Origin of the sequence: Pseudomonas sp. FDAARGOS_761 (assembly GCF_013343155.1) — a bacterium.
GTDB lineage: Bacteria > Pseudomonadota > Gammaproteobacteria > Pseudomonadales > Pseudomonadaceae > Pseudomonas > Pseudomonas aeruginosa.
This window is the reverse complement of record NZ_CP054572.1, coordinates 5,678,293-5,700,940: the sequence shown is the minus strand read 5'-3', so window position 1 is coordinate 5,700,940 and position 22,648 is coordinate 5,678,293. Positions and strand designations below refer to the sequence as shown.

23 protein-coding genes are annotated in these 22,648 nt (G+C 67.5%); 16 read left to right on the top strand and 7 right to left on the bottom strand.

Annotated elements, in window-relative coordinates; all coding sequences use genetic code 11:
- Positions 1-26 precede the first annotated feature (26 nt).
- Positions 27-263 (bottom strand): hypothetical protein, encoded by a 237-nt coding sequence (locus FOC67_RS26580; RefSeq protein WP_003096896.1) that lies wholly within the window; start codon positions 261-263, stop codon positions 27-29.
- A gap of 11 nt (positions 264-274) precedes the next feature.
- Here FOC67_RS26580 and FOC67_RS26575 point away from each other — a divergent pair, with 11 nt between their 5' ends.
- The 10 genes from FOC67_RS26575 to FOC67_RS26530 all read left to right on the top strand — a co-directional run bounded on the left by FOC67_RS26575 (position 275) and on the right by FOC67_RS26530 (position 9,564).
- A complete protein-coding gene (locus tag FOC67_RS26575) occupies positions 275-1,915 on the top strand; it encodes a glycosyltransferase (protein WP_009316021.1) in 1,641 nt (546 codons plus the stop codon).
- Positions 1,909-3,210: a glycosyltransferase gene (locus FOC67_RS26570; RefSeq protein ID WP_009316022.1), complete on the top strand. Its 1,302-nt coding sequence runs from the start codon at positions 1,909-1,911 to the stop codon at positions 3,208-3,210. The genes FOC67_RS26575 and FOC67_RS26570 overlap by 7 nt, the downstream gene beginning before the upstream one ends.
- Entirely contained in the window at positions 3,207-4,070 is an 864-nt protein-coding gene (locus FOC67_RS26565; protein WP_009316023.1) for a class I SAM-dependent methyltransferase, read from the top strand. The genes FOC67_RS26570 and FOC67_RS26565 overlap by 4 nt, the downstream gene beginning before the upstream one ends.
- Positions 4,067-5,209, top strand: a complete 1,143-nt coding sequence (locus FOC67_RS26560) for an acyltransferase (RefSeq protein WP_004351842.1) — start codon at positions 4,067-4,069, stop codon at positions 5,207-5,209. The genes FOC67_RS26565 and FOC67_RS26560 overlap by 4 nt, the downstream gene beginning before the upstream one ends.
- The gene (locus FOC67_RS26555) at positions 5,203-6,039 is read left to right on the top strand and encodes a class I SAM-dependent methyltransferase (protein ID WP_003142118.1); all 837 of its coding nucleotides are present in this window, start codon (positions 5,203-5,205) and stop codon (positions 6,037-6,039) included. The genes FOC67_RS26560 and FOC67_RS26555 overlap by 7 nt, the downstream gene beginning before the upstream one ends.
- A 162-nt stretch (positions 6,040-6,201) precedes the next feature.
- Positions 6,202-6,414 (top strand): DUF1127 domain-containing protein, encoded by a 213-nt coding sequence (locus tag FOC67_RS26550; protein WP_003096905.1) that lies wholly within the window; start codon positions 6,202-6,204, stop codon positions 6,412-6,414.
- Between the two features lie 95 nt (positions 6,415-6,509).
- A complete protein-coding gene (locus FOC67_RS26545) occupies positions 6,510-6,827 on the top strand; it encodes a DUF2388 domain-containing protein (protein WP_003096907.1) in 318 nt (105 codons plus the stop codon).
- A gap of 124 nt (positions 6,828-6,951) precedes the next feature.
- Positions 6,952-7,245, top strand: coding sequence for a DUF2388 domain-containing protein (locus FOC67_RS26540; protein ID WP_003110362.1), 294 nt, complete (start codon positions 6,952-6,954; stop codon positions 7,243-7,245).
- Between the two features lie 43 nt (positions 7,246-7,288).
- On the top strand, positions 7,289-7,609 hold the full coding sequence (locus tag FOC67_RS26535) for a DUF2388 domain-containing protein (protein WP_003114112.1): 321 nt from the start codon (positions 7,289-7,291) through the stop codon (positions 7,607-7,609).
- Positions 7,606-9,564 carry a DUF4105 domain-containing protein gene (locus FOC67_RS26530; RefSeq protein ID WP_003110363.1) on the top strand — a complete coding sequence of 653 codons (1,959 nt, stop codon included), beginning with the start codon at positions 7,606-7,608 and terminating at the stop codon, positions 9,562-9,564. Before FOC67_RS26535 ends, FOC67_RS26530 begins: the two co-directional genes overlap by 4 nt.
- A gap of 104 nt (positions 9,565-9,668) precedes the next feature.
- On the opposite strand, the gene FOC67_RS26525 is transcribed toward FOC67_RS26530, so the two are convergent.
- Entirely contained in the window at positions 9,669-10,088 is a 420-nt protein-coding gene (locus tag FOC67_RS26525) for a GFA family protein (RefSeq protein ID WP_003110364.1), read from the bottom strand.
- A 67-nt stretch (positions 10,089-10,155) separates the two neighbouring features.
- On the opposite strand from FOC67_RS26525, the gene FOC67_RS26520 reads away from it, so the two are divergent.
- The 4 genes from FOC67_RS26520 to FOC67_RS26505 all read left to right on the top strand — a co-directional run bounded on the left by FOC67_RS26520 (position 10,156) and on the right by FOC67_RS26505 (position 13,828).
- On the top strand, positions 10,156-11,100 hold the full coding sequence (locus tag FOC67_RS26520; RefSeq protein ID WP_003096914.1) for an AEC family transporter: 945 nt from the start codon (positions 10,156-10,158) through the stop codon (positions 11,098-11,100).
- Positions 11,097-11,459: a DUF2388 domain-containing protein gene (locus tag FOC67_RS26515; RefSeq protein ID WP_003102543.1), complete on the top strand. Its 363-nt coding sequence runs from the start codon at positions 11,097-11,099 to the stop codon at positions 11,457-11,459. The genes FOC67_RS26520 and FOC67_RS26515 overlap by 4 nt, the downstream gene beginning before the upstream one ends.
- Positions 11,460-11,738: 279 nt before the next feature.
- Positions 11,739-13,043, top strand: coding sequence for a CitMHS family transporter (locus tag FOC67_RS26510; RefSeq protein WP_003142123.1), 1,305 nt, complete (start codon positions 11,739-11,741; stop codon positions 13,041-13,043).
- A 20-nt stretch (positions 13,044-13,063) separates the two neighbouring features.
- Complete coding sequence (locus FOC67_RS26505; protein WP_009316024.1) at positions 13,064-13,828, top strand: TerC family protein; 765 nt, start codon at positions 13,064-13,066, stop codon at positions 13,826-13,828.
- Positions 13,829-13,833: 5 nt separating this feature from the next.
- On the opposite strand, the gene prfH is transcribed toward FOC67_RS26505, so the two are convergent.
- The 3 genes from prfH to FOC67_RS26490 all read right to left on the bottom strand — a co-directional run bounded on the left by prfH (position 13,834) and on the right by FOC67_RS26490 (position 16,752).
- Positions 13,834-14,448, bottom strand: a complete 615-nt coding sequence (gene prfH / locus FOC67_RS26500) for a peptide chain release factor H (RefSeq protein WP_003142124.1) — start codon at positions 14,446-14,448, stop codon at positions 13,834-13,836.
- A complete protein-coding gene (locus FOC67_RS26495; protein ID WP_003110554.1) occupies positions 14,445-15,584 on the bottom strand; it encodes an RNA ligase RtcB family protein in 1,140 nt (379 codons plus the stop codon). The genes prfH and FOC67_RS26495 overlap by 4 nt, the downstream gene beginning before the upstream one ends.
- Positions 15,585-15,951: 367 nt before the next feature.
- The gene (locus FOC67_RS26490) at positions 15,952-16,752 is read right to left on the bottom strand and encodes an ABC transporter substrate-binding protein (protein WP_073666927.1); all 801 of its coding nucleotides are present in this window, start codon (positions 16,750-16,752) and stop codon (positions 15,952-15,954) included.
- 353 nt (positions 16,753-17,105) lie between these two features.
- Between FOC67_RS26490 and FOC67_RS26485 the strand changes: the two genes are divergently transcribed.
- Both FOC67_RS26485 and FOC67_RS26480 read left to right on the top strand, forming a co-directional pair.
- On the top strand, positions 17,106-18,854 hold the full coding sequence (locus FOC67_RS26485) for a Na/Pi cotransporter family protein (RefSeq protein ID WP_003136417.1): 1,749 nt from the start codon (positions 17,106-17,108) through the stop codon (positions 18,852-18,854).
- A gap of 68 nt (positions 18,855-18,922) precedes the next feature.
- Complete coding sequence (locus FOC67_RS26480) at positions 18,923-20,296, top strand: pitrilysin family protein (RefSeq protein ID WP_009316026.1); 1,374 nt, start codon at positions 18,923-18,925, stop codon at positions 20,294-20,296.
- A 5-nt stretch (positions 20,297-20,301) separates the two neighbouring features.
- On the opposite strand, the gene FOC67_RS26475 is transcribed toward FOC67_RS26480, so the two are convergent.
- Positions 20,302-20,862: a GNAT family N-acetyltransferase gene (locus FOC67_RS26475; RefSeq protein ID WP_003096934.1), complete on the bottom strand. Its 561-nt coding sequence runs from the start codon at positions 20,860-20,862 to the stop codon at positions 20,302-20,304.
- Positions 20,863-21,004: 142 nt separating this feature from the next.
- Positions 21,005-22,294 (bottom strand): MFS transporter, encoded by a 1,290-nt coding sequence (locus FOC67_RS26470; RefSeq protein WP_003096941.1) that lies wholly within the window; start codon positions 22,292-22,294, stop codon positions 21,005-21,007.
- Between the last annotated feature and the right edge of the window lie 354 nt (positions 22,295-22,648).

The window sequence follows — 22,648 nt, the reverse complement described above, 5'->3', positions numbered from 1 at the left end:
ACCGCTTATTCGTGACCGGTAGGTTCTCACTCGAACGGCATGACGTTTTCTCCGTCAGCCTTCACGTTTTTGCGAAAGGTATGTTTAGAATGCCTCTCGATTTCGTGCTTGACTGCCTCCTGTTCTGTTGATCGAACAGGTCGCGGCTGCGATAACAGAACAAGAACACGATGGGTCGACCAGTCCGCCGGGAAGGCTTCCGGACAACGAAGCAGCGCCTGGCCTCGCTCATCACCACCAAGCTGTCGAACGGGCAGTTTCATCACGAGATGCCATGAATTTCATCCTTTACTCGGATATCAACGAGCGCTCGATCGGCCACAACCTCGGTCGCCCCGAATACAGCTACTACTTCGTCCTCAAGGCCTACCGGCCAATCCTCGAATCGCTGGGACAGGTCCACCTGGTACAGAGCACGGACGAAGTCGACCCGCTCTATCGGCAACTGCATGAACAGGGCGAAGACTGCCTTTTCCTCTCCTTCACCCCGCCGCACAAGGCGGCGCGGGGCCTGCAATGCCCGATGCTGTGCGTGGTCGCCTGGGAGTTCGAGTCGATTCCCGACGTGGCGTGGGACGGCGATCCGGCGCAGGACTGGAGCCAGGTCCTGGCCGGCCATGGCGCAGCCATCACCCTCTCCGAGCAGACTGCCCGCGCGGTTCGCCGGGTGCTGGGCGAAGATTTTCCGGTGCTGGCGCTGCCGACGCCGATCTGGGAGGAGTTCGCCGCGATCCGCCAGCAAGGCGAACGGAATCCGGTCAAGTCCGGCGAGACCCTGCAACTCAAGGGCTGCGTCATCGACAGCCGCCTGCTGGGCCTTTCCGCCGACGGCCTCATCGCACCGATCAGGGAAGAGACCGAGGACGAGATCCTCGAGGACCTCCCCGAGACGCCCGCCGAGCCCGAGCCCGAACCGGTCCCTGAACCAGAACCAGAGCCAGAGCCAGAGCCAGAGCCGGTTCCTCTCGACTGGAGGCGCCGACTGGTCATCAGCAAGCACTACCTGCTGCTGTGGTACCGGGAAGCCGTCAGCGACCTGGTACCCATACCGGTACGCCGCTGGCTGTTCCGTCACCTGCGCCGGCCGCTGCCGCCCCCGCCAACGGCGCTGGAAACGCTGCCGGAGCCATTGCCCCAGGCCACCGAGCCGATGCCGCCCGCCGAGCCCGAGCATCCGCCGGCGCTGCTGCCGGACGTCGACCAGCACCAGCAGGTCGTCGTGGACGGGGTGGTCTACGTCTCGGTGTTCAATCCGCTGGACGGGCGCAAGAACTGGCATCACCTGATCACCGCCTTCTGCTGGGCATTCCGCGACACCAGCGATGCCACGCTGGTGCTGAAGATGACCCAGAGCGACCTGACGACCTACCACGTCGAACTGCTCACCCTGCTTTCCCAACTGTCGCCGTTCGCCTGCCGGGTCATCGCCCTGCACGGCTATCTCGACGCCGCGGAGTACGCCCGTCTGTACGGAGCCGCCAGCTACTACGTGAACGCCTCGCGCTGCGAGGGCCTGTGCCTGCCGCTGATGGAATTCATGTCCTGCGGCACCCCGGCGATCGCTCCGGACCATTCGGCGATGGCCGACTACATGGACGCCCAGGTGGGCTTCGTGGTCCGCTCCAGCCAGGAGCCCGCGGCCTGGCCGCAGGATTCGCGCCGGTTGTACAGCACCCGGCGCTACCGGCCGAGCTGGGAGTCCCTGAAGGAGGCCTACCTGGAGAGCTACCGGGTGGCCCGGGAACAGCCGGAGCGCTATCGGCAGCTGTCCGCCGCGGCCAACCAACGCATGCGCGGCTACTGCGCCGGCGACGTGGTCCGCCAGCGCCTGGAACCCTTCCTTTCCGCTCGCAAGGCAACCCCTGCGCCCGGCGTCGAACTGGCGGCCACCGCCACAGGCAACGTTCCATGCTGATCATCATCCACTCCGAGACCAACAAGACCACCATCCGGCAGAACCTCGGGCGCCCGGAGTACAGCTATTACTTCGTCCTCAAGGAATTCCGTCCGCTGCTGGAAGAGATCGGCCAGGTGGTCGAAGTCAGCGATCCCGACGAACTGGTGGACCGCCTCTACCACGACTGCCGCAAGCGCGGCGAACCCTGCGTCTTCCTCTCCTTCTCGCCGCCCCATCGCACGCCGATCCACCATGCCTGCCCGACCATCCCGGTGTTCGCCTGGGAGTTCAGCACCCTGCCCAGCGAAACCTGGCACGGCGAACCGCGCCACGACTGGCGACACGTGCTGCGCCACAGCGGACGGGCCATCACCCATTCCAGCTTCACGGTCGACGTGGTGCGCGCCGCCATGGGTCGCGACTACCCGGTACTGAGCGTGCCGGCGCCGGTCTGGGATCGCTTCGCCAACCGCGCCTCGCAGCAGGCGGGCCGTCCCGAAGCCCGGGATGTGCGCCTGCGCCTGGACGGCCTGCTGGTGGACAGCCGCCAGCTGGACCTGGCCGTCCATGCCGACCCCGAGCCCTCGGCGGAGGTCCTGGCCCTGCCGGACCGCGCGGCGAAACAGGTCGAGCTGAGCCTCGACGGGGTCATCTACACCTCGGTGTTCAACCCCTACGACGGGCGCAAGAACTGGCAGGACATGATCAGCGCGTTCTGCGCCACCTTCCGCGACCAGCCCGACGCCACCCTGGTGCTGAAACTGACCCACCACAACGTCGGCGAAGCGCTGGCCGACATGCTTCACCACCTGTACAAGAACCAGTCCTACCGCTGCCGCATCGTGCTGATCCACGGCTACCTCGCCGACCCGGACTACGAGCGGCTGGTCGAGGCCACCAGCTACGTGGTGAACACCTCCTACGGCGAAGGCCAATGCCTGCCGCTGATGGAATTCATGTCCAGCGGCAAGCCGGCCGTGGCTCCGCGCAATACCGCGATGATCGACTACATCGACGCCGACAACGCCTTCATCGTCGACTCCTCGGAAGAAGCCACCGCCTGGCCCCACGACCCGCGTGCGGCCTACCGCACGCTGCGCTACATCACCGACTGGGAGTCGCTGTGCCGGGCCTACCGGGCCAGTTTCGAGGTCGCTCGCCAGGAGCCGGAGCGCTACGCACGCATGTCCGCGCATGCCAGCGCCAGCCTCGAACGCTTCTGCAGCCGCAAGCTGGCCGTGGAGCGCCTGCGTCGCTTCCTCGACGAAGCGGCACAAGGCGACCCCGCCGCCTTGCAAAGCATCCCGGCATGATCCGCGCCCTGCTCCAACGCTGGCGTTCCCGTCCCGCTGCGGCGAGCGAACCGGTGTCGCCACGCATGTGCGGTCTGCGCGATGCGGTGCTGGATGGCTGGTTCCGCAGCGAAACCGGCGAACTGCTCGCCGGCTTCGCCATCGGCGCCCAGGACACCCTGCTCGATCTCGGCTGCGGCGAAGGCGTCGCCACCCTCTTCGCCGCCCGCCAGGGCGCTTCGGTGATCTTCACCGACAGCGAGGAGGACAAGGTGCGGAGCCTGGCGCAGCAGGTCGAGGCGGTGGCCCGGCGGCCCTTCACCGGCCTGGTCAGCGACAGCGATCCGCTGCCGCTGCGCGACGCCTGCGCCGACAAGCTGGTGTGCATGGAAGTGCTCGAACACGTGGCCAACCCAGCGCGGGTGATGGACGAACTCGTGCGTCTCGGACGCCCTGGCGCGCAGTACCTGCTGAGCGTGCCGGACCCGGTCGGCGAACACCTGCAGCAGGGCATCGCCCCGGCCGACTACTTCCGGGCGCCCAACCACATCCACATCTTCTCCCGCGACGACTTCGCGCGCCTGGTGCAGGACGCCGGGCTGGTCATCGAGCACCGCCAGGCCAGCGGCTTCTTCTGGGTGATGGGCATGATCTTCTTCTGGGCCAGCGAACGGGCCGCCGGCCGTGAGCTCGGCGGCGCCGTCCGCGACCGTATCCAGCCGCCCTACCCGGCGCTGATGGAAGACTGGGCACGGCTCTGGGAAAACCTCCTGGCCCGTCCCGACGGTCTGGAGATCAAGCACCTGCTCGACCATTTCATGCCCAAGAGCCAGGTGATCATCGCGCGCAAGCCGCTCGACCCCGGATCGTCGCGGACATGAGCGGCAAACGCATCCTCGACATCGAACTGTTGCGCGGGCTGGCCGTGCTCGGCGTGGTATTCCACCATCTGCACGGCAACCTGTTCAGCGGCTCCCCGGCACTGCTGGACGGCATCAACCAGCGCGTCCAGTTCTGGTGGGGCGTGGACCTGTTCTTCGCCATCTCCGGCTTCGTCATCGCCCGCACCCTCATCCCGCAACTGCGCGAGGCGCCCACACGCCAGGCATTCTGGGAACAGGCGCGGTACTTCTGGATCCGCCGCGCCTTCCGCCTGTTGCCCTCGGCCTGGCTGTGGCTGGCGCTGATCCTGGCCTGTTGCCTGCTGCTGAACCGCTCCGGAGCCTTCGGCAGCCTGTCGGCCAACCTCGCGGCGAGCCTCGCCGGTTTCCTCCAGGTCGCCAACTTCCGCTTCGCCGACAGTTTCTACCGCTACGAATACGGTGCCAGCTTCGTCTACTGGAGCCTTTCCCTGGAGGAACAGTTCTACCTCCTGCTGCCGCTGCTGATCCTCTGCCTGCGTCGCTACCTGGGCTGGGCCCTGCTGGCGCTGGTGCTGGTCCAGTTCTTCAGCCTGCGCACGCCGCTGCTGATGGTATTGCGCACTGACGCCCTGGCCATCGGCGTACTGCTCGCCCTCGCCTCCCTGCAGCCTGGCTATGCCCGCTGGAACCCCACCCTGCTGGGCCGCGCCTGGAGCGGGCCGTTGCTGCTGGTCGCCGTGGCCGCGGCCCTGGGCGTGCTGGCCAGCGAAGCGTACAGCCTGGTCGCCGTGCGGATCGGCGCCATCGCGCTATTGTGCGGACTGCTGGTGTGGATAGCCTCCTACGACCGCGACTACCTGCTCTCCAACGGGCCGCTGAAGCGCTTGCTGGTCTGGGTCGGCGCGCGCTCCTATGCGATCTACCTGATCCACATCCCGGCGTTCTATCTCAGTCGCGAACTCTGCTTCCGCCTGGGCTGGGACGCCGGCGAGCGGCCCCTGTCGCTGCTCGGCACCAGCCTGGTCCTGATCGTCGTACTCAGCGAGCTCAACTACCGCTTCGTCGAGAGCCCCTGCCGCGACCTGGGCTCCCGCCTGGTCAAGCGCCTGAGCGCCGCCCGCCGCGTCGCCACCACTTCCGGAGCCACCTCATGCTGAACTTCCTCAAGAAGATCGTCTCGCCGCCCAGCCCCGCCGCCCAGCCCGTCGCCGCGCCACCCACCCCCGCGCCGGTCGACCCGTACATGCTCGGGTTGCGCGACGCGGTGCTCAGCGGCTGGTTCAACCAGGAGACCGACGAGCTGTTCAGCGGCTTTCCGATTTCCGCCGAGGACACCGTGCTCGACGTGGGGTGCGGCGACGGCGGCAACGTTCATTTCTGCGCCATGCGCGGCGCTCGCATCATCATCGCCGACATCGACGCGGAAAAGATCGCCAGGACCCGCGAGCGCCTGGCCGATACCCCGGCCCGCGAACTGGAATGCCTGGTCAGCGACTGCGACCCGTTGCCCCTGGCTGACGCCACGGCCACCCGGGTGGTCTCCACCGAGGTCATCGAGCACGTCGACGATCCGCGGCAGTTCCTCGCCGAGCTGGTGCGGGTCGGCCAGCCCGGCGCACTCTATCTGCTCAGCGTGCCGCATCCCACGTCGGAAGACCTGCAGAAAGACTTCGCCGCCGACGAATACTTCCGCAAGCCCAACCACATCCGCGTGCTCGGCGAGGAGCAGTTCGCCGCACTGGTGCGCGAAGCCGGGCTGGAAATCCTCAGCCACAGCCGCTACGGCTTCTACTGGTCGCTGTGGATGCTGCTGTTCTGGGAGGCCAAGGTCGATTTCGGCAATCCCGACCATCCCCTCCTCGAACACTGGGCCAGGACCTGGCAGGCGCTGCTCGACTCGCCGCGCGGTCCGGCCATCAAGCAGGCCCTGGACGCCGTGGTCGCCAAGAGCCAGGTGATCATCGCGCGCAAGCCCGCCCAGGCGTAGAGCCACCGGAACAGTTCCGCTACAGCCGGGCGGAACAGTTGCCGGGGCCACCGAACTGTTCCGTCCAACTCCCGCGTGGTTGCCCCTGAGCAAGCCAGCGGTCCCGGCGCATCATGAGGTTCCACACCCCGCCCCCATCCCCGGGATGGGAAGGAACGCACGATGAGGACATCCCCGCACCCGCACGCCGGGAGCTCCAGCGGTCTCCCGGCTGCCCATCCACATCTCGCCGCCCTGCTGGAAAAATTGAATTCCTGGCGACAAAACGCTCGATCGCGCAAGCATCTTGCGCAAATGTCCGAACACGACCTCGCCGACCTGGCGATCAGCCCGAGCGAACGCTACGTAGAGATTTCGAAACCTTTCTGGCGCTGAGCCGCTGGTGACGTGGCGCACAGTTGGTTAGTCTCAGCGTTGACACGGCCGCGCGGATGCGGCCGTCTACGCTGACTTCGTTCGGAGCAACTCACATGAAACGTCTGCGCCTGATCGGTGCCGCTGCCCTGCTCGCCTGCGCCTCCAGCGCGTTCGCCAGCAGCTTCGTGGTCACCACGGATACCCTGGTCCGCGCCACCGGCATGACCTCCAATGCCACTTCGGACATCACCAATTCCTTCCGCGACGACAAGATCGTCCTCGAAGCGCGCGACGACGCCGCCAGCTTCGTCGCCAGCCAGGGCGACATCCGCGGCTCGCACCTGGAAGCCGCACTGCGCCACATCCGTGGCAAGCTGCCGAGCCTGGCCGCCAACGACATGCAACTGGCCCAGGCGATCCTGACCATCTGAGTCGCCCGCCCCGCCGCCGCAGCCGCCCGGCTGCGGCGATGACCCGGCCGACCGGCCACACTGGCTCCGCGCCGCACATTCCGTTAGCCTTGGCGGCTGTTCCAGTCCTATTCCGCTCAACCCCATGCGTTACCGGTTCTCGTTGTTCTTCTGTTGCCTGCTGGCGCCCGCTGCGCACGCCTTCGATACCACGACGGCGTTCACCGCGAAGTCTCTTTACGTCACCAGCAAGCTGACCAGCACGCCGTTCGAGAACAAATTGTTACGCGATGCCCGGGGCGATGCGGCCAGTTTCGTCGCCAGCGATGGCAGCATCCGCGGTGCGCGCCTGGAAGCGGCATTGCGCTGGCTGCGTGTCGCGCACCCCGAGCTGGCGGCCAGCGATCAGGAACTGGCCGAAGCAATTCTTGCCCAATAGGCGATCACCACCGTTCCGGAGAACCTCCATGCGCCGTAGCTCCATGCGTCATAGCCCCCTGTTCGCCGCCCTGCTGCTGGCGCTCTGCGCCACGGCCGCGGAAGCACGCTCGGTGGTCGCGACCAGCAATATCATCGTCCGCGCCCTCGACCGCAGCATCGACTTCACTTCCGACACCACCACTTCCGTGCGCGACATGAAAGTGGTCACCGAGGCGCGCGACGACGCCGCCAGTTTCGTCGCCAGCGACGGCGCCATTCGCGGCGCCCAGCTGGAAGCCGCGATGCGGACCCTGCGCAGCCGTCTGCCGGAAGCCCGTGAAGCCTCCGACCAGGTACTTGCCGAAGCCATTCTCGCCCTGTGAGGAAGGCCTGCGCCTGGCTGCTGGCGCTGGCCCTCTGCGGAGCCGGCAACGCGACGGCGGCCCTGCGCCTGAAACTCGACGCGCCTGGGCTGGACCCTGCGCAGCGCGAGGCCAGCCAGCAACTCTTGGACGAAGCCGCGGACAAGCTGCCGCCGGCCTTCCGCGAACGCCTGGACCGCGAGATCGAGGTCGAGTGGCGCGACGACCTGCCCGCCAACGGCATGGGCCAGGCCCGTGGCCCGCAGCGCATCGCGCTGAACCGCAAGTACCTGGCCGATCTCACCGACGGCAGCGCCGCCAGCCGCCAGACCGGGCGCGTGCACGGCACCGAGCGGCGCGAACTGCTGGCGACCCTGCTGCACGAGCTGACCCACGTCTACGATCGCGCGCGCCTGTGGTCGGCGGAGGAAAAACGCGAGATCCGCCGCTGCACGCGCCAGGAAGAAACCCTCGGCCGGATCGCCCAGCCCACCGATTGCCGCGGGCAGAGCGGGCGCCGCTTCACGCTCTCCGACGACCCGCGCCTGCTCGATCTCGCCGGCTGGCCGCAGCGCGCCGGCCAGCGCGGGCGGCGCGAGGCGCACAATGGCTTCGTACTGCGCAGCCCGGACGTCTACGAGCTGAGCAATCCGCGCGAGTTCGTCGCGGTGAACATGGAGTACTTCCTTCTCGATCCCAGCTACGCCTGCCGCCGCCCGGCGCTCTACCGCTACTACCAGCAACGCTTCGGCTGGGCGCCGGAACACAGCGCCTGTGCGCAGAGCTTCGCCTACCTCAACGCCGGCCGCGACTTCGGCCAGCAGCCGCTGGGCCAGCTCGACCCCGAGCGGGTCTACGAGGTCGACTACCTGCTGGCCGAGGCCAACGACAACCTGGTCAGCCGCTGGGGCCACACCATGCTCCGCCTGGTGATCTGCGCCCCCGGCCGGCCGCGTGGGCCGGACTGCCGGCTGGACCTCGACCAGCATCTGGTGCTGTCCTACCGCGCCTTCGTCGGCGACCTGCAATTGTCCAGCTGGGACGGCCTGACCGGCGCCTATCCGTCGCGCCTGTTCGTCCTGCCGCTGTCGCAGGTGATCGAGGAATACACCAAGGTCGAGCTGCGCAGCCTCGCCTCGGTGCCGCTGAAGCTGGACCGCGAGGAGGTCGCCAGCCTGGTCGAGCGCGCCGCGCAGAGTCACTGGAGCTACGACGGTCAGTACTACTTCATCTCCAACAATTGCGCGGTGGAAACCCTCAAGCTGCTGCGCAGCGGCATCCCCCGGCGACCGCTGCAAAGCCTGGACAGCATCACCCCCTACGGCGTGCTCGAGATGCTGGAGAACCGCAAGCTGGCCGATCCCAGCGTGCTCGACGACCCCAAGGAAGCCCTGCGCCTGGGCTACCGCTTCGACTCCTTCCGCGACCGCTACCAGGCGATGTTCGACGTGCTCAAGCAGCGCCTGCACATTCCCCAGGACAAGGTCGAGGACTGGCTGGCGCTGCCGGCCAGGGAGCGCCAGCCCTGGTTCGCCAAGGCCGACCTGCGCGCCAGCGCCGCGCTGCTGCTGCTCGAGCAGGCCTCGCTGCGGCGCCAGCTGCTGCTCGCCCAGGACGAGTTGAAGCGCCTGTACCTCGGCCATCTGGACAAGCCGGCCGGCGACCAGCGCCTGGAAGTGGCCGGCAAGACCTTCCAGCAGATCCTCGACGACAGCGGCTTCCTCAGTCGTCCGGCGGAACTCCTGGAGGGCGGCTACGGCCTGCCGCAGGCCGCCGAGTGGAAGCACCTGGAAGAGCAGACCCGCGAACGCCAGGCGCGCCTGCGCCGGCTCAGCGACGACCTCGACCGCGAGGTCCGCGCCCTGCTCGATCCCGAGCGCCGCGCCGAGCTGGAAGCCAACGAGGCCAACATCAAGGAGGTCGGCGCGCACCTGCGCGAGCTGCACAAGGCGGCCGGCGGGCTGATGCTGCCCTGAGGGAGGCGCCTGCAGGACGCGTCCCGGGCGCTCTTCCAGCGCCTCGCAGACGGCGGATAACGCTCTGCGTTATTCGCCCTACAGGTGCCACCTCCGGTCTTCGCTCACGGGGCGTCCGCTCCGGCGATGAACTCCTCGTCCTCTTCGGGCAACTGCGGGTCGAGGTGTAGCCATGGCAGGCGGCTGCCGACCCAGATGTGCCGGTTGGCGGGGGCGCGCTCGGGATGGTCGAGGCTGGCCACGGTGAAGTCCAGGGTATCGGCGCTGAGCCGGGTGAACAACGCCAGGTTGGCCCCGCAACGCGGGCAGAAGTAGCGCGTGCAGCTGGCCGACGAGGCATATTCCGCCGCTTCGCCCGCCAGCCAGCGGAACGCCGCGCGCGGCACCGTGGCCCAGGTGGTGACGATGCCGCCGGTGGTGCGCCGGCAGATCGAGCAGTGGCAGTGAGCGACATCGTCCAGCGGCGCGGCGACGGCGTAGCGCAGATAGCCGCAATGGCAACCGCCGGTATGGGTCTCGGGCATGGCGAATCCTCCTCGCGGGAGTGCCAGCATAAGCCGGACTTGCCCTGTGCCGCAGCCACCTCGCAAGATGAGCGGATTCCACTATCCGGGGGTGCCCGTGACCGCTCTGCTCTACTCCCTCTGGCCGCTGTTCGCCCTCATCGTCGGCGGTTACGCCCTGCGCCGCTGGGACTTTCCCGGCGAAGCCTTCTGGCCTGCCGCAGAACGCCTGAACTACTTCATCCTGTTTCCCGCGCTGCTGTTCAGCAACCTGGCGACCGCGCCGCTGGACGACCCCGGCCTGGCCCGCCAGGCCCTGGCCGTACTGCTCGGGCTCGGCGTCGCCTGGCTCGCCCTGCTGCTCTGCAAGCGCTGGCGCGGCTGGGACGCCGGGCGCTTCGGCGCCATCGCCCAGGGCGTATTGCGCTTCAACACCTATCTCGGCCTGGCCGCGGTCGGCAGCCTGTACGGCAAGCCGGGCCTGACCCTGGCCGCGCTGATGCTGGCGCTGATGGTGCCGACGGTGAACGTGATGTCGGTCTGGGCGCTGACCGCCGAGCGCGGCATCAGCCTGCGCGCGCTGCTGCTGCCGATCCTGAAGAACCCGCTGATCCTCGCCTGCCTCGCCGGCGCACTGGTCAACCTGGCCGGCGTCGGCCTGCCCGGCGGCAGCGATCGCCTGCTCAACCTGCTGGCGGTGGCCAGCCTGCCGCTGGGCCTGCTGTGCGTCGGCGCGGCGCTGAAACCCCAGGAACTCGGCGGCGAAGTCGCGGCCCTTGGCTGGAACTGCGCGGCGCGGCTGCTGGCGATGCCCCTGCTGGCCTTCGCCATCGCTCGCGGGCTGGGCCTGCCGAGCATGGAAAGCGCCGTGCTGGTGCTGTTCTTCGCCCTACCGACGGCGCCCACCGCCTATGTGCTGACCCGCCAACTGGGCGGCGACGGCCACCTGATGGCGGGCATCATCACCTTGCAAACGCTGCTTTCCGGCGCCACCCTGGTCGGCGTACTCCTCGTGCTGCAAGGAAGCCCATGACGACAGGACGCGTGGCCGCCGCCCTCACGGCGCTCTGCCTGCTCTGCCAACCGGCCTTCGGTTTCATCAAGGTGTTTCCCGAATTCGACGACGAACCCGGCGCCGCCACCTTCTTCTGGGCGGCCGTCACCACCGTCGGCCCGTTCATCGGCAGCACCGTCAGCGCACAGGAGTCCAGCGCTGACGAGGGCGACAAGCTCGTCCAGGCGCGGGACGACGCCGCCAGCTTCGTCGCCAGCGACGGTGCGATCCGTGGCGCGTACCTCCAGGCGGCCTTGCAGGTCCTGCGCCAGGCCCCGGAATACGCCGGGTACAGCGACCTGCAACTGGCCGCGGCGCTCCTCGCGCGGCAGCCCTGATCGACCACATATCCGAAATTACCCGCACGTTTCCCGCCGTTATCCAGCGAAAGCTGCCTGAAAGCTTCCCGCCGTAGCATCCGCCCACCACCGGCAGAAGACCGGTCACGACGGCGCGTCCATGAGACGCCCGCTTACCCGTACAAAAACAACAATGGTGATTGCCATGCCCCGTTCCGCACACGCCTACAGCCGCACTCCGTCCGCGCGACGCCTCCCGCCCGCCGCCTGCTGACCGCACGCCGCACGCCCGTCCGCCGTCTTCCCCGGAGTGAATCCATGCTGACCCTGCTCGCCTTCGCCATGGTGGCGACCTTCATGTTCCTGATCATGACCAAGCGCCTGTCCGCGCTGATCGCGCTGATCCTGGTCCCGATCGCCTTCGCCCTGATCGGCGGTTTCGCCGCCGGCCTCGGCCCGATGATGCTCGACGGCATCCGCACCCTGGCGCCGACCGGCGTGATGCTGATGTTCGCGATCCTCTACTTCGCCATCATGATCGACTCCGGGCTGTTCGACCCGGCGGTGCGCAAGATCCTCCGGCTGGTCAAGGGCGACCCGCTGAAGGTCTCGCTGGGCACCGCGGCGCTGGCGATGATCGTCTCCCTCGACGGCGACGGCTCGACCACCTACATGATCTGCGTGGCCGCCGTGCTGCCGTTGTACAGCCGCCTGGGCATGAGCCCGCTGGTGATGGCCTGCCTGATCATGCTCTCCAGCGGCGTGCTCAACATGACCCCCTGGGGCGGCCCGACCGCACGCGCGGCGAGCGCCCTGCACGTCGACCCGGCGGATATCTTCGTGCCGATGATCCCGGCGATGATCGCCGGGCTGCTGGCGATCTTCGCCATCGCCTGGATCTACGGCAAGCGCGAGCGCGCCCGCCTCGGCGAGCTGCACCTGCCCACCGACCACGAGGACCTGGCGGAGATCAGCGTGTCGCAGTATCCGGAGGCGCGCCGGCCCAGGCTGCTGTGGTTCAACGCCATTCTCACCGTGGTCCTGATGGCGACCCTGATCGCCGGCCTGCTGCCGATGCCGGTGCTGTTCATGATCGCCTTCGGCATCGCCATGATCGTCAACTACCCGTGCATCCAGGAGCAGAAGAAGCGCATCGGCGCGCACGCCGAGAACATTCTCGCGGTGGTCTCGCTGATCTTCGCCGCCGGGGTGTTCACCGGCATCCTCTCCGGCACCGGGATGGTCGACGCCATGTCCAAGAGCCTGCTGGCGGTGATCCCGCCGGCGCTGGGCCCATACCTGGCGACCATCACCGCGCTGGTGAGCATGCCGTTCACCTTCTTCATGTCCAACGACGCCTTCTACTACGGCGTCCTGCCGATCCTCACCCAGGCCGCCGCCGAATACGGCATCACCCCGGTGGAAATGGCCCGCGCCTCGATCGTCGGCCAGCCGGTGCACCTGCTCAGCCCGCTGGTGCCCTCCACCTACCTGCTGGTGGGGCTGGCCAAGATCGACTTCGGCGACCACCAGCGCTTCACCCTGAAATGGGCCGTGCTGGTGTGCCTGGCAATCCTCGCCATGGCCCTGCTGCTGGGCCTGTTCCCCCTGTTCAGTAACTGACCGAGACGAGTGACCGCTTCATGGAATGGCTGACCAGCCCGGAAATCTGGATTGCGTTCTTCACCCTGACCGCCCTGGAGATCGTCCTCGGCATCGACAACATCATCATGATCTCGATCCTGGTCGGGCGCATGCCGAAGCACCTGCAGCCACGCACCCGCTTCTTCGGCCTGGCCCTGGCGATGGTGACGCGGATCCTGCTGTTGCTGTCGATCACCTGGGTCATGCGCCTGACCGCCGACCTCTTCCACCTGTTCGGCCAAGGCATCTCCGGACGCGACCTGATCCTGTTCTTCGGCGGCCTGTTCCTGCTCTGGAAAAGCAGCTCGGAGATCTACCAGGGCCTGGAAGGCGAGGAAGAAAGCGGCGAGGAACCGAAGGGTTCGGCGGGCGGCTTCATCGGCACCGTCATCCAGATCGCGATCATCGACATCGTCTTTTCCCTGGACTCGGTGATCACCGCCGTCGGTATGGTCTCCCACGTGCCGGTGATGGTCGCGGCGATCATCGTCGCGGTACTGGTGATGATGCTCTGCGCCGGCGCCATCAGCGACTTCATCGACAAGCACCCGTCGCTGAAGATGCTCGCCCTGTCGTTCCTCATCGTGGTCGGCACGGTGCTGATCGCCGAAGCCTTCGAAGTCCATGTGCCGAAGGGCTACGTCTACTTCGCCATGGCCTTCTCCCTGGCCGTGGAGGCGCTGAACATCCGCATGCGCGGCGCCGCCGCGCGCAAACGGGGCGAAGAGCCAGTGAAGCTGCGCAAGGAAGTGCTCGGCGACTGAGCCGCTCAGGCCGGCTCGAAACGCTCGCCGCGGAATACCCGGCGAGCCGCGCCGCGACTGATCCGGCCGTGGGCCTGGCGGCGCTCCGCGCGCAGCGCGTCGGCCGCGCTGCTCGCCTGGTCCGCGAGGCGCCGGGCGATCAGCAGGATCGCCAGGCGTTTGTTGGCGTGCTGGCTACGCTGGCTCTGCACCCTGACGCTGATGCCGCTGGCCAGGTGGGTGGCGCGCACCGCCGAGTCGGTGGTGTTGACATGCTGGCCGCCGGGGCCGGAAGAGCGCAGGGTCTCGAAACGGATCTCGCCCTCCAGGCTGGCCGGCGGCGCGGCGAAACGCTCCGCGCCGATGAACCAGTTCTTGCGCGCATGCCTCGCCCGGTAGGGACTGGTGCAGATCCACTGGATACCGCCGCACCAGTGCTCGGCGAGCGCTTCGGCGGCAATGCCGCGCAGCCCCAGGAGCAGCGAACGCCAGGTGCGCGGACGCTCGCCGGCCACCTCCTCGAGCACCTCGACCTCGACGCCGGCTTGCGCCGCCTCGAGGCACAGCCGCTCGAACGCCTTCGCCACCGCCAGGCAGCATTCCGCCGGGCCCTGGGCCGCGGAGAGTTGCAGCAGGATCATCGGCAGCACTCCCCACGGGTCTTGTAGGTCAGCACCGGCTTCAGGCGGGCGACCAGGCGCAGCAGGCCGGCTTCGAGCAGCGCACCGACCACCGAGTCGATACCCTTGTAGGCTTCCGGCGCTTCCTCGTAGATCAGCTGGCGGTCGCCGCAGATCACCCGGCTACCAAGGCGCGTGCGGCCCAGCTGGTCGACGCTGAAGCGCGCCGCCAGGCGTTCCCGACACTCGCCGCGCTGCCATTTGCGCCCGGCGCCGTGGGCCAGGGAGAACAGGCTCTGCGCGCTCGGCACGGGCTCCACCAGGTAGCTGTAGTCGCCGCGCGAGCCGGGGATCACCAGCACACCCTGGTCGGCCGGGGTGGCGCCCTTGCGGTGCAGCCAGCCGTCGACGCCATCGACCTGTGCCAGCGCCACCAGGTTGTGGTTGACGTCGAGCAGTTCCAGGCCGTCGCAGCGCAAGCGTTCGAGAATGCGCCGGGCGATGAGCTGGCGGTTACCCTCGGCGAAGCGCAACGCATCGGCGTGGCGCGCCAGGTAGGCGGAAGCTTCCAGGCTGCCGTCGAGCAGGCCGGCGTGGCCGTGCAGGCTGACATGCTCTTGCAGGATCGCCTGGCCGAGCCCGCGCGAGCCGCTGTGCACCAGCAGTTGCAGGCGATCGGCATCGAGGCCGAGGGCGTGCAGGGCAGCCTGGTCGAACACCGTCTCGACCTGCTGTAGTTCGGCGAAGTGATTGCCGCCACCGATCGTGCCGAGCGCGCGCCAGTGCTCGCGGGCCGGCAGCTCCAGGGCTTCGATGCAATCGTTCCAGGTCTCGTCCAGCGGCAGGTCGAGATTGCCCAGGCGCTTTTCCAGTTTGTCCGCCGACAGCTTGCCGGGGGCCAGGCCGGTTTCCCACAGGGCCATGCCACAGCCGATGTCGTTGCCGACCAGCGCCGGGTAGAAGCGGCCGACGGAGAAGAACGCCGCGCCGACCGGATAGCCGCGACCGGGATGCAGGTCCGGGAGACCGACGACGCGGCGCATGCCGTCCAGCTCGGCGGTGGTTTGCAGTTGCTGGATCGCCTTGCCTTCGATCCAGGTGCTGTCCGAGGCGATCAGTGCGACGCCCGCGGACAAAGGCTTGATGTAGTTGCCCATAATCCAATCCATGTGATTGAAACGGTAGATCCGGGGGGCAGACCGAAGCCGAGCGGGCACTCGCGGAAGGGCGAAGGGCGTCTAACGGAGAAGTGAAAACCTGGGGAGCGGTGACCGCGGCAGCCGATGACCTCTCGCCGGAAGCTTGCGCGGACGCAAGGGCGGGAATCGTTCAGCGGTGCAGGGGGTCGAGCGGTAGGTTTCGGTGGCCGTTAGGCCAGGCGCAGCCTGCAAAGGGTAGAGAACTGAATCATCGATGTAACCTCCTTTGCGGTGCGTGAGTGGGGGAAATGAAGGGCGAATCCTAGGCGTTTCATTCCCGCCGCGCAAGCCCCGGAAAGGCTCCGCGGTGGAAATGAGCGGCGCATCACTGCGCCGAAAGGGCCTGCACGGCGCCGGGCACCTCGCTGTTCCAGCGCTGGTAGAGCGCCCGCAGCTCGCCGGACGCCGCCATCTGCCGTACCCGCGCGTCATAGACCTCGCGCAGGAGCCGGCCGCTGGCGCTGTCGGCGAAGGTCATGAAGGACTCCTTGCCGGGCGGCAGTTGCGCGATCGGATAGGCATCGGCCGCCAGGTGCGCTTCGCTGCGCTGCTTTTCCAGTTCGTCCGGCTCGTCGAGGAAGAAATCCAGCTCGCCGTTCTGGACCTGCTCGGTGCAACGCTCGGGGCGGACGCACTCGACCAGGGTGAAGTCGCGCTGCTCCGCGGGGATCAGGTTGTAGCTGTGGCGCCAGCCGACGCGCTTGCCGGTGAGGCTGGCGCGGCCGGAAAAGGGCGTCTTCGCCGCATGCATCACGCCGTGGTACTCGATGTCGATCGGCAACTGGGCGTACAGCTTGCCCTCAACGCCGGGGATCTCGCCCGGCACGCCATCGACCATGGAGCCCGCGGTCATCAGCTTGTTGGCACGGTTCCAGGGCATGTTGATGAATTTCACGTCGAGCCCGTAGGGCGCATAGACCTGCTTCAGCAGGTCCCAGTACAGACCGCTGCCGTCGGCGTTGGTATAGCCTTCCCAGGCCGGCGCGGCGAAGGTCGCCTTGCGGATGTGCGCCTGCTCCAGGCTATCGCCCAGCGCATCGGCCTGAACCACCGGCGCTCCCCCTACCCCGAGCGCCAACACCGCTGCCGAGAGGCAGCCACTGATCCCCGCAAATCGCATCCGCACCACTCCTCTGTATCCCTCTAGACCGGGGCTTTTCAAAAGGTGCAAAGGATACCCTTCCTGTCGGCTAATTCCATGGCCTGTGGCGCAAACGCATGCATCGAACGGAAGGCGAAAAAATCCTCGCCGTTTCGCGGCGCGCACGCTTGAATGAAGGGTAGGCGCCCTGCCGCTCGGGCTGCCGGGACGAACTCCCGCGGGGGGCGCCTGTCCAAATATGACGTTCGTGTTACAACTCGCCTGAACGCTGCCTTTCCATCGTGGCCGTTGGCGCCGTTGTCCGGGCTCTGCGGCGCAACGCACGCGGGACCTGGCGCGAGGTTGGCCATTCGTCGTAGTGCCAGGGGGGCCACGCCATGCTGAAACTGCTCGACCTGCTCTCTGCCGTCGCCCTGCTGGTGTGGGGCACGCATATCGTCCGCACCGGAATTCTCCGGGTCTACGGCGCCGACCTGCGGCGCATCCTCAGTCGCAGCGTGGAAAAACGCCCGCTGGCGTTCGCCGCCGGCATCGGCGTCACCGCTCTGGTGCAAAGCAGCAACGCCACCGCCCTGCTGGCCACCTCCTTCGTCGCCCAGGGCCTGATGGCACTGGCGCCGGCCCTGGCGATCATGCTCGGCGCCGATGTCGGCACCGCGCTGATGGCGCGGGTGCTGACCCTCGACCTGTCGTGGCTGTCGCCATTGCTGATCTTCTTCGGCGTGATTTTCTTCCTCAGCCGCAAACAGACCCGCCTCGGCCAGCTCGGCCGGGTATTCATCGGCCTCGGCCTGATCATCCTGGCGCTCCAGCTGATCGTCGCCGCCGCCGAGCCGATGACCCAAGCCAAGGGCGTCAAGGTACTGTTCTCCAGCCTGACCGGCGACATCATGCTCGACGCCCTGACCGGCGCGTTGTTCGCCATGATTTCCTATTCCAGCCTGGCCGCCGTGCTGCTTACCGCGACCCTCGCCGCGTCCAAGGTGATCTCGCTGAAAGTCGCGCTGTGCCTGGTGGTCGGCGCCAACCTCGGCAGCGGCATCCTGGCCATGCTCAGCGCCACCGCGCAAAACGCCGCCGGTCGCCGGGTGGCCCTCGGCAGCCTGTTGTTCAAGGTCGCCGGCTGCCTGCTGGTGCTGCCCCTGGTGGGGCCGCTGGCGGACTGGATGGATCACTGGCAGTTCAGCACAGCCGAACTGGTGATCGCCTTCCACGTGCTCTACAACGCCGCGCGCTGCCTCGCCTGCCTGCCGCTGACCAACGCCATGGCCAGCTTCTGCACCCGGGTGATGCCCGACCGTGCCCTTCCCGACGACGTCGCCCGGCCGCGCCATCTCGACCCCGCCGCCCTCGACACGCCGAGCCTGGCGCTGGCCAACGCGGTGCGCGAGACCCTGCGCATGGGCGACACCGTCGAGCAGATGCTGAACAATCTGATGCAGATCATCCGCGGCGGCGATCCGCTGCTCGGCAAGGACATCCGCAAGCTCGACGACGACGTCGACGCCCTCTACACCGCGATCAAGCTGTATCTGGCAAGGATGCCGCGCGAGGACCTGTCCGAACGCGACAGCCGGCGCTGGGCGGAGATCATCGAGCTGGCGATCAACCTGGAGCAGGCCGGCGACATCATCGAGCACATGCTCGCCGCCGTGCAGGACAAGAAGACCTCGCGCAGCCGCTCGTTCTCCGACACCGGCCTGGAAGAGATCGGCACCCTGTACCAGCAGTTGGTCTCCAACCTGCGCCTGGGTCTCTCGGTGTTCCTCAACGGCGACCTCGACAGCGCCAAGCGCCTGCGCCGGGCCAAGCAGCGCTTCCGCCTGCAGGAACGGCGCTACGCCCATGCCCATGTCGACCGCCTGCACCAGCAGGTGGTACAGAGCATCGAGACCAGCTCGCTGCACCTGGACCTGATCAGCGACATGAAGCGTCTCAACTCGCTGTTCTGCGCCATCGCCTACGCCGTGCTGGACAACCCTGACGCGCCGAGCAGCGCGGCCGACGAGGGCGTTCGCCAGGACGAGGACGACTGGGCCGACGAGGTCGACGACATGACCTCGGCGCCGCTGGCCGAGCCAGCGCTCGTCGAGGAGCGTGCGGAAACACGCCGTTCGCGACATTAGCCGTTCTGCGGGTAGGTTCGTCATGAAGCATCCGCTATTCTCGGTATTTTCAGTTCCAGGCTCGGCCCATGCGTTCGTTGTCCACCCTGCTGCTGTTCTGCCTGCTCTGCCCCTGGTCGTACGCCGACCAGCGCAGCGAGGTCGAAGCCTTCCAGCTGGAAAACGGCATGGGCGTGCTGCTCAAGCCCACCGAGCAGCGCCGGCACGTCTCGATCCGGCTGGTGGTGGGGGTCGGTTTCGCCGACTTCTCGTGCCGTGAAAAGCAGTTGCCGCACCTGCTCGAGCACCTGTTCTTCAGCGGCCTGAACGGCGGCGACGAGGCCGACCTGGAAGCCCGCATGCAGGCCCTCGGCGGGCAATGGAACGCCTATACCAGCGAAGGCGACACCACCTTCGTCATCGAGGCGCCTGCCGCCACCCAGCGGCAGGTCCTCGACCTGTTGCTGGACACCATCACCCGCACCGAACTGGACGAGCCGCGCATCGCCGCCGCCAAGCGGGTGATCGAGCGCGAAGGCGGTGGCCATTACTCGCACCTGCAGCGCTGGCTCGACCGCGAGAACCTGGGCCGTGGCGCCATGGACCAACTGGCGGTGGAACTGGGCCTGGCCTGCTCCCAGCGCGCGCCGTTGGCGCCGCTTGGCGCGGAGCAGCTGGAGCGGCTGCGCAGCGACTGGTACGTACCGGGCAACATGACCCTGATCCTGGTCGGTGACCTCGACCCGCGCCTGCCGGCCTATCTGACCCGGACCTTCGGCACCCTGGAAGACCACGAGCTCCCCGAGCGCCGCGAGCTGCCGGCGGCCAACGGGCATGCCGAGGCCAGGCGCACCCTGATCACCCGGCCATTCGGCGAGGGTGCGATGCTGCACTGGATCTATCCGGAGCCGGACGACGCCGACCCGGACGCCATGGTCCTGCTCCAGGCCTATATGAACGACGCGCTGTACGCCGACCTGCGTGTGCGTCGCGGACTCACCTACGGGCCATCGACCGATCGCCAGGTGTTCGCCAACCAGGGCTTCTTCAGCCTCGACGCGGATGTCGAGCGCAGCGACCTGCCCGCCACCGAGGCCGCCCTGCGCGAGTTGCTCGACGGCATCCGCCAGCATGGCCTGGACCCGGTGCGTTTCAAGCGGGTGCAATTCGCCGAGCGCGCCAGGCTGGCCTGGAGCACCCAGGGCAACGCGGCGCTGGCGGACTATTACTGGGGCTCGCTGGCCGACTACGAGGACGGCCATTTCCCCAATGAGGAGCGCCGCCTGGCGAAGGTCAGCCTGCAACAGGCGAACGCGCTGGCGAAGCGGCTGTTCGACGGCGAAGGCTACCTGCGCATCGAAAAGCCGCTGTTCGACGACGACATGCTCTACCCGTTGCTACTCGCCGCCGGTCTCCTGGCCAGCGGCCTGCTCTGGTTCGGCCTGCGCCGCCGGCGCGCCTGACCGGGCTACAGGGCCAGGCGGTGGATGACCTGGGTCGAGTCGTCCGGGTCGCGCTGGCCGACGAAGCCCAGTGCGCAACACAGGTCGCGCATCGCCCGGTTGGCCGCCGAGTCCACCGAATACATCTGGCGGAAGCCGTTGCGCCGCGCCACGTCGATCAGATGGCGCATCAGCACGGCGTCGAGGCCCAGTCCCTGGTAGTCGTCGGCGATGGTTACCGCGCATTCGCACTGCCCTTCCTCGCAGCAGGCGGCGTAGCGGCTGATACCGACCTCGCGCAGCTCACCGTCCTCGTGCACCAGGGCAACGAAGGCCATGCTCTGCTGGTAGTCGATGTCCATCAGTTGGTCGAGCAGCGCCGGGCTGGCTTCCTTGATCTCGCCGAGGAAGCGGAAGTGGCGGGTCGCCGGGGACAGCCGGTTGATGAACTGGCGTTCGCGCTCCCGGTCCTCCTCGCGCAGGGGACGGATCAGCACGTGGCGGCCATCGTCGAGGGACTCGACCCAATGGTCGCCCTCCACCGCCGCGAACGCGGAAGACCGGCTGGCATTTTGTACATTGGACATGATGCGATCTCCAGGAAGGGAAGGAAGTCGGTACAACCACTTCCTTCCTGTCTACGCGGTTTGGCGCAGCTCCGGTTGATCGACATCAACGCCGCCGCCGCAGCCCCGGCGGGAGCCGACGCACGGCATGCGGCGAAACGCCTCAGGCGTTGGCCAGCTCGGCCTCGGCGATCTCCTTGCCGCGCCGGCGGAACAGCACCAGGGTGGCGAGCAGCCCCAGCAGCGCCGCGCCACTGAGCCAGATGCCCGGAGCCGCGCGGTTGTCCAGGGTGTGGATCAGCCAGGTGCAGACCGCCGGGGTGAAACCACCGAAGGTCGCCGTAGCCAGGCTGTAGGCGAGGGAGAAACCGGTGGTGCGCACGTCCGCCGGCATCACCTCGGTCAACGCCACCACCATCGCGCCGTTGTAGCTGCTGTAGAGGAACGACAGCCACAACTCGACGCCGAGCAGGCCGGCGAAACTCGGCTCGCGGACCAGCCAGGACAGCGCCGGGTAGGCGGTCAGCAGTGCCAGCGCGGAGGCACCCAGCAACAATGGCTTGCGCCCGATGCGGTCGGAGAACGCGCCCATCACCGGCAGCCAGATGAAGTTGGACAGGCCGATGCACATGGTCACCAGCAGGCTGTCGAGGTCCGACAGTTGCAACTCATTCTTGCCGAAGGTCGGCGTGTAGGCGGTGATCAGGTAGAACGATACGGTGGTCATCACCACCATCGCGGTACCGGCCAGCACTACGCCGAAGTTCTGCCCGATGGAGCGCAGCACCTGCGACAGCGACGGGCGGTGGGTGCGCGCCTCGAACTCCGGCGTTTCCTCCAGCGAGCGACGGATGACGAACAGCGCCGGAACGATCAGGCAGCCGATGAAGAACGGTACGCGCCAGCCCCATTCGCCCATGTCCTGCGGGCTCAGCCACTGGTTGAGGAGCACGCCGAGCAGGCCGGCGAAGACCACCGCGACCTGCTGGCTGGCCGACTGCCAACTGACGAAGAAGCCTTTGCGTCCTGGCGTGGCGATCTCCGACAGGTAGACCGAAACCCCTCCCAGCTCGACGCCGGCGGAAAAACCCTGCAGGAGCCGGCCGAACAGCACCAGCAACGGCGCCGCCACGCCCAGCGTGGCATAGCCGGGAACGAAGGCGATCAGCAGGGTGCCCATGGCCATCAGGCCGAGGGTAATGATCAGGCCCTGGCGGCGGCCGTGGCGATCGATGTAGGCGCCCAGGAACACCGCACCCAACGGCCGCATCAGGAAGCCGGCGCCAAAGGTGGCGAGGGACAGCATCAGGGAGGCGAACGGGTTGTCGCCGGGGAAGAAGGTCTTGGCGATGGCGGTGGCGTAGAAGCCATACACCATGAAGTCGTACATCTCGAGGAAGTTGCCACTGACCACACGGAAAATGGCGACGCCTTTGGATTTATTAGAGGCCATGGGACACACACTCAGGCAGACACGGGGAAGCGGTCCATGGCGGCGTCGATGGCCACGCAGGCGGGTACGTCATCCATCGACCGAGTTGTAACCATATGTGTAAAAACTCCTGTCGAACAATCTAAAATTGCCCGAAAGGTGCGAATTGAAGGGGTTTGAAAGGCTGCCGAAAGCTTCGCGACCATCGGTCGGGAAAGCGACGCCTTTTTCCCTGGTCGCCCTCCGCGAAAGGAGAGCGGAGCCTCTGTCGGGCGAAGGAAACATTCGCCGCGCGGTAGCTGTCCTTCGTTCATACCCAGGAAACCCGGCCGGGGTTATGCTGCGCGCCCCGGCCGGCTGGCCGAGCAGATCCGA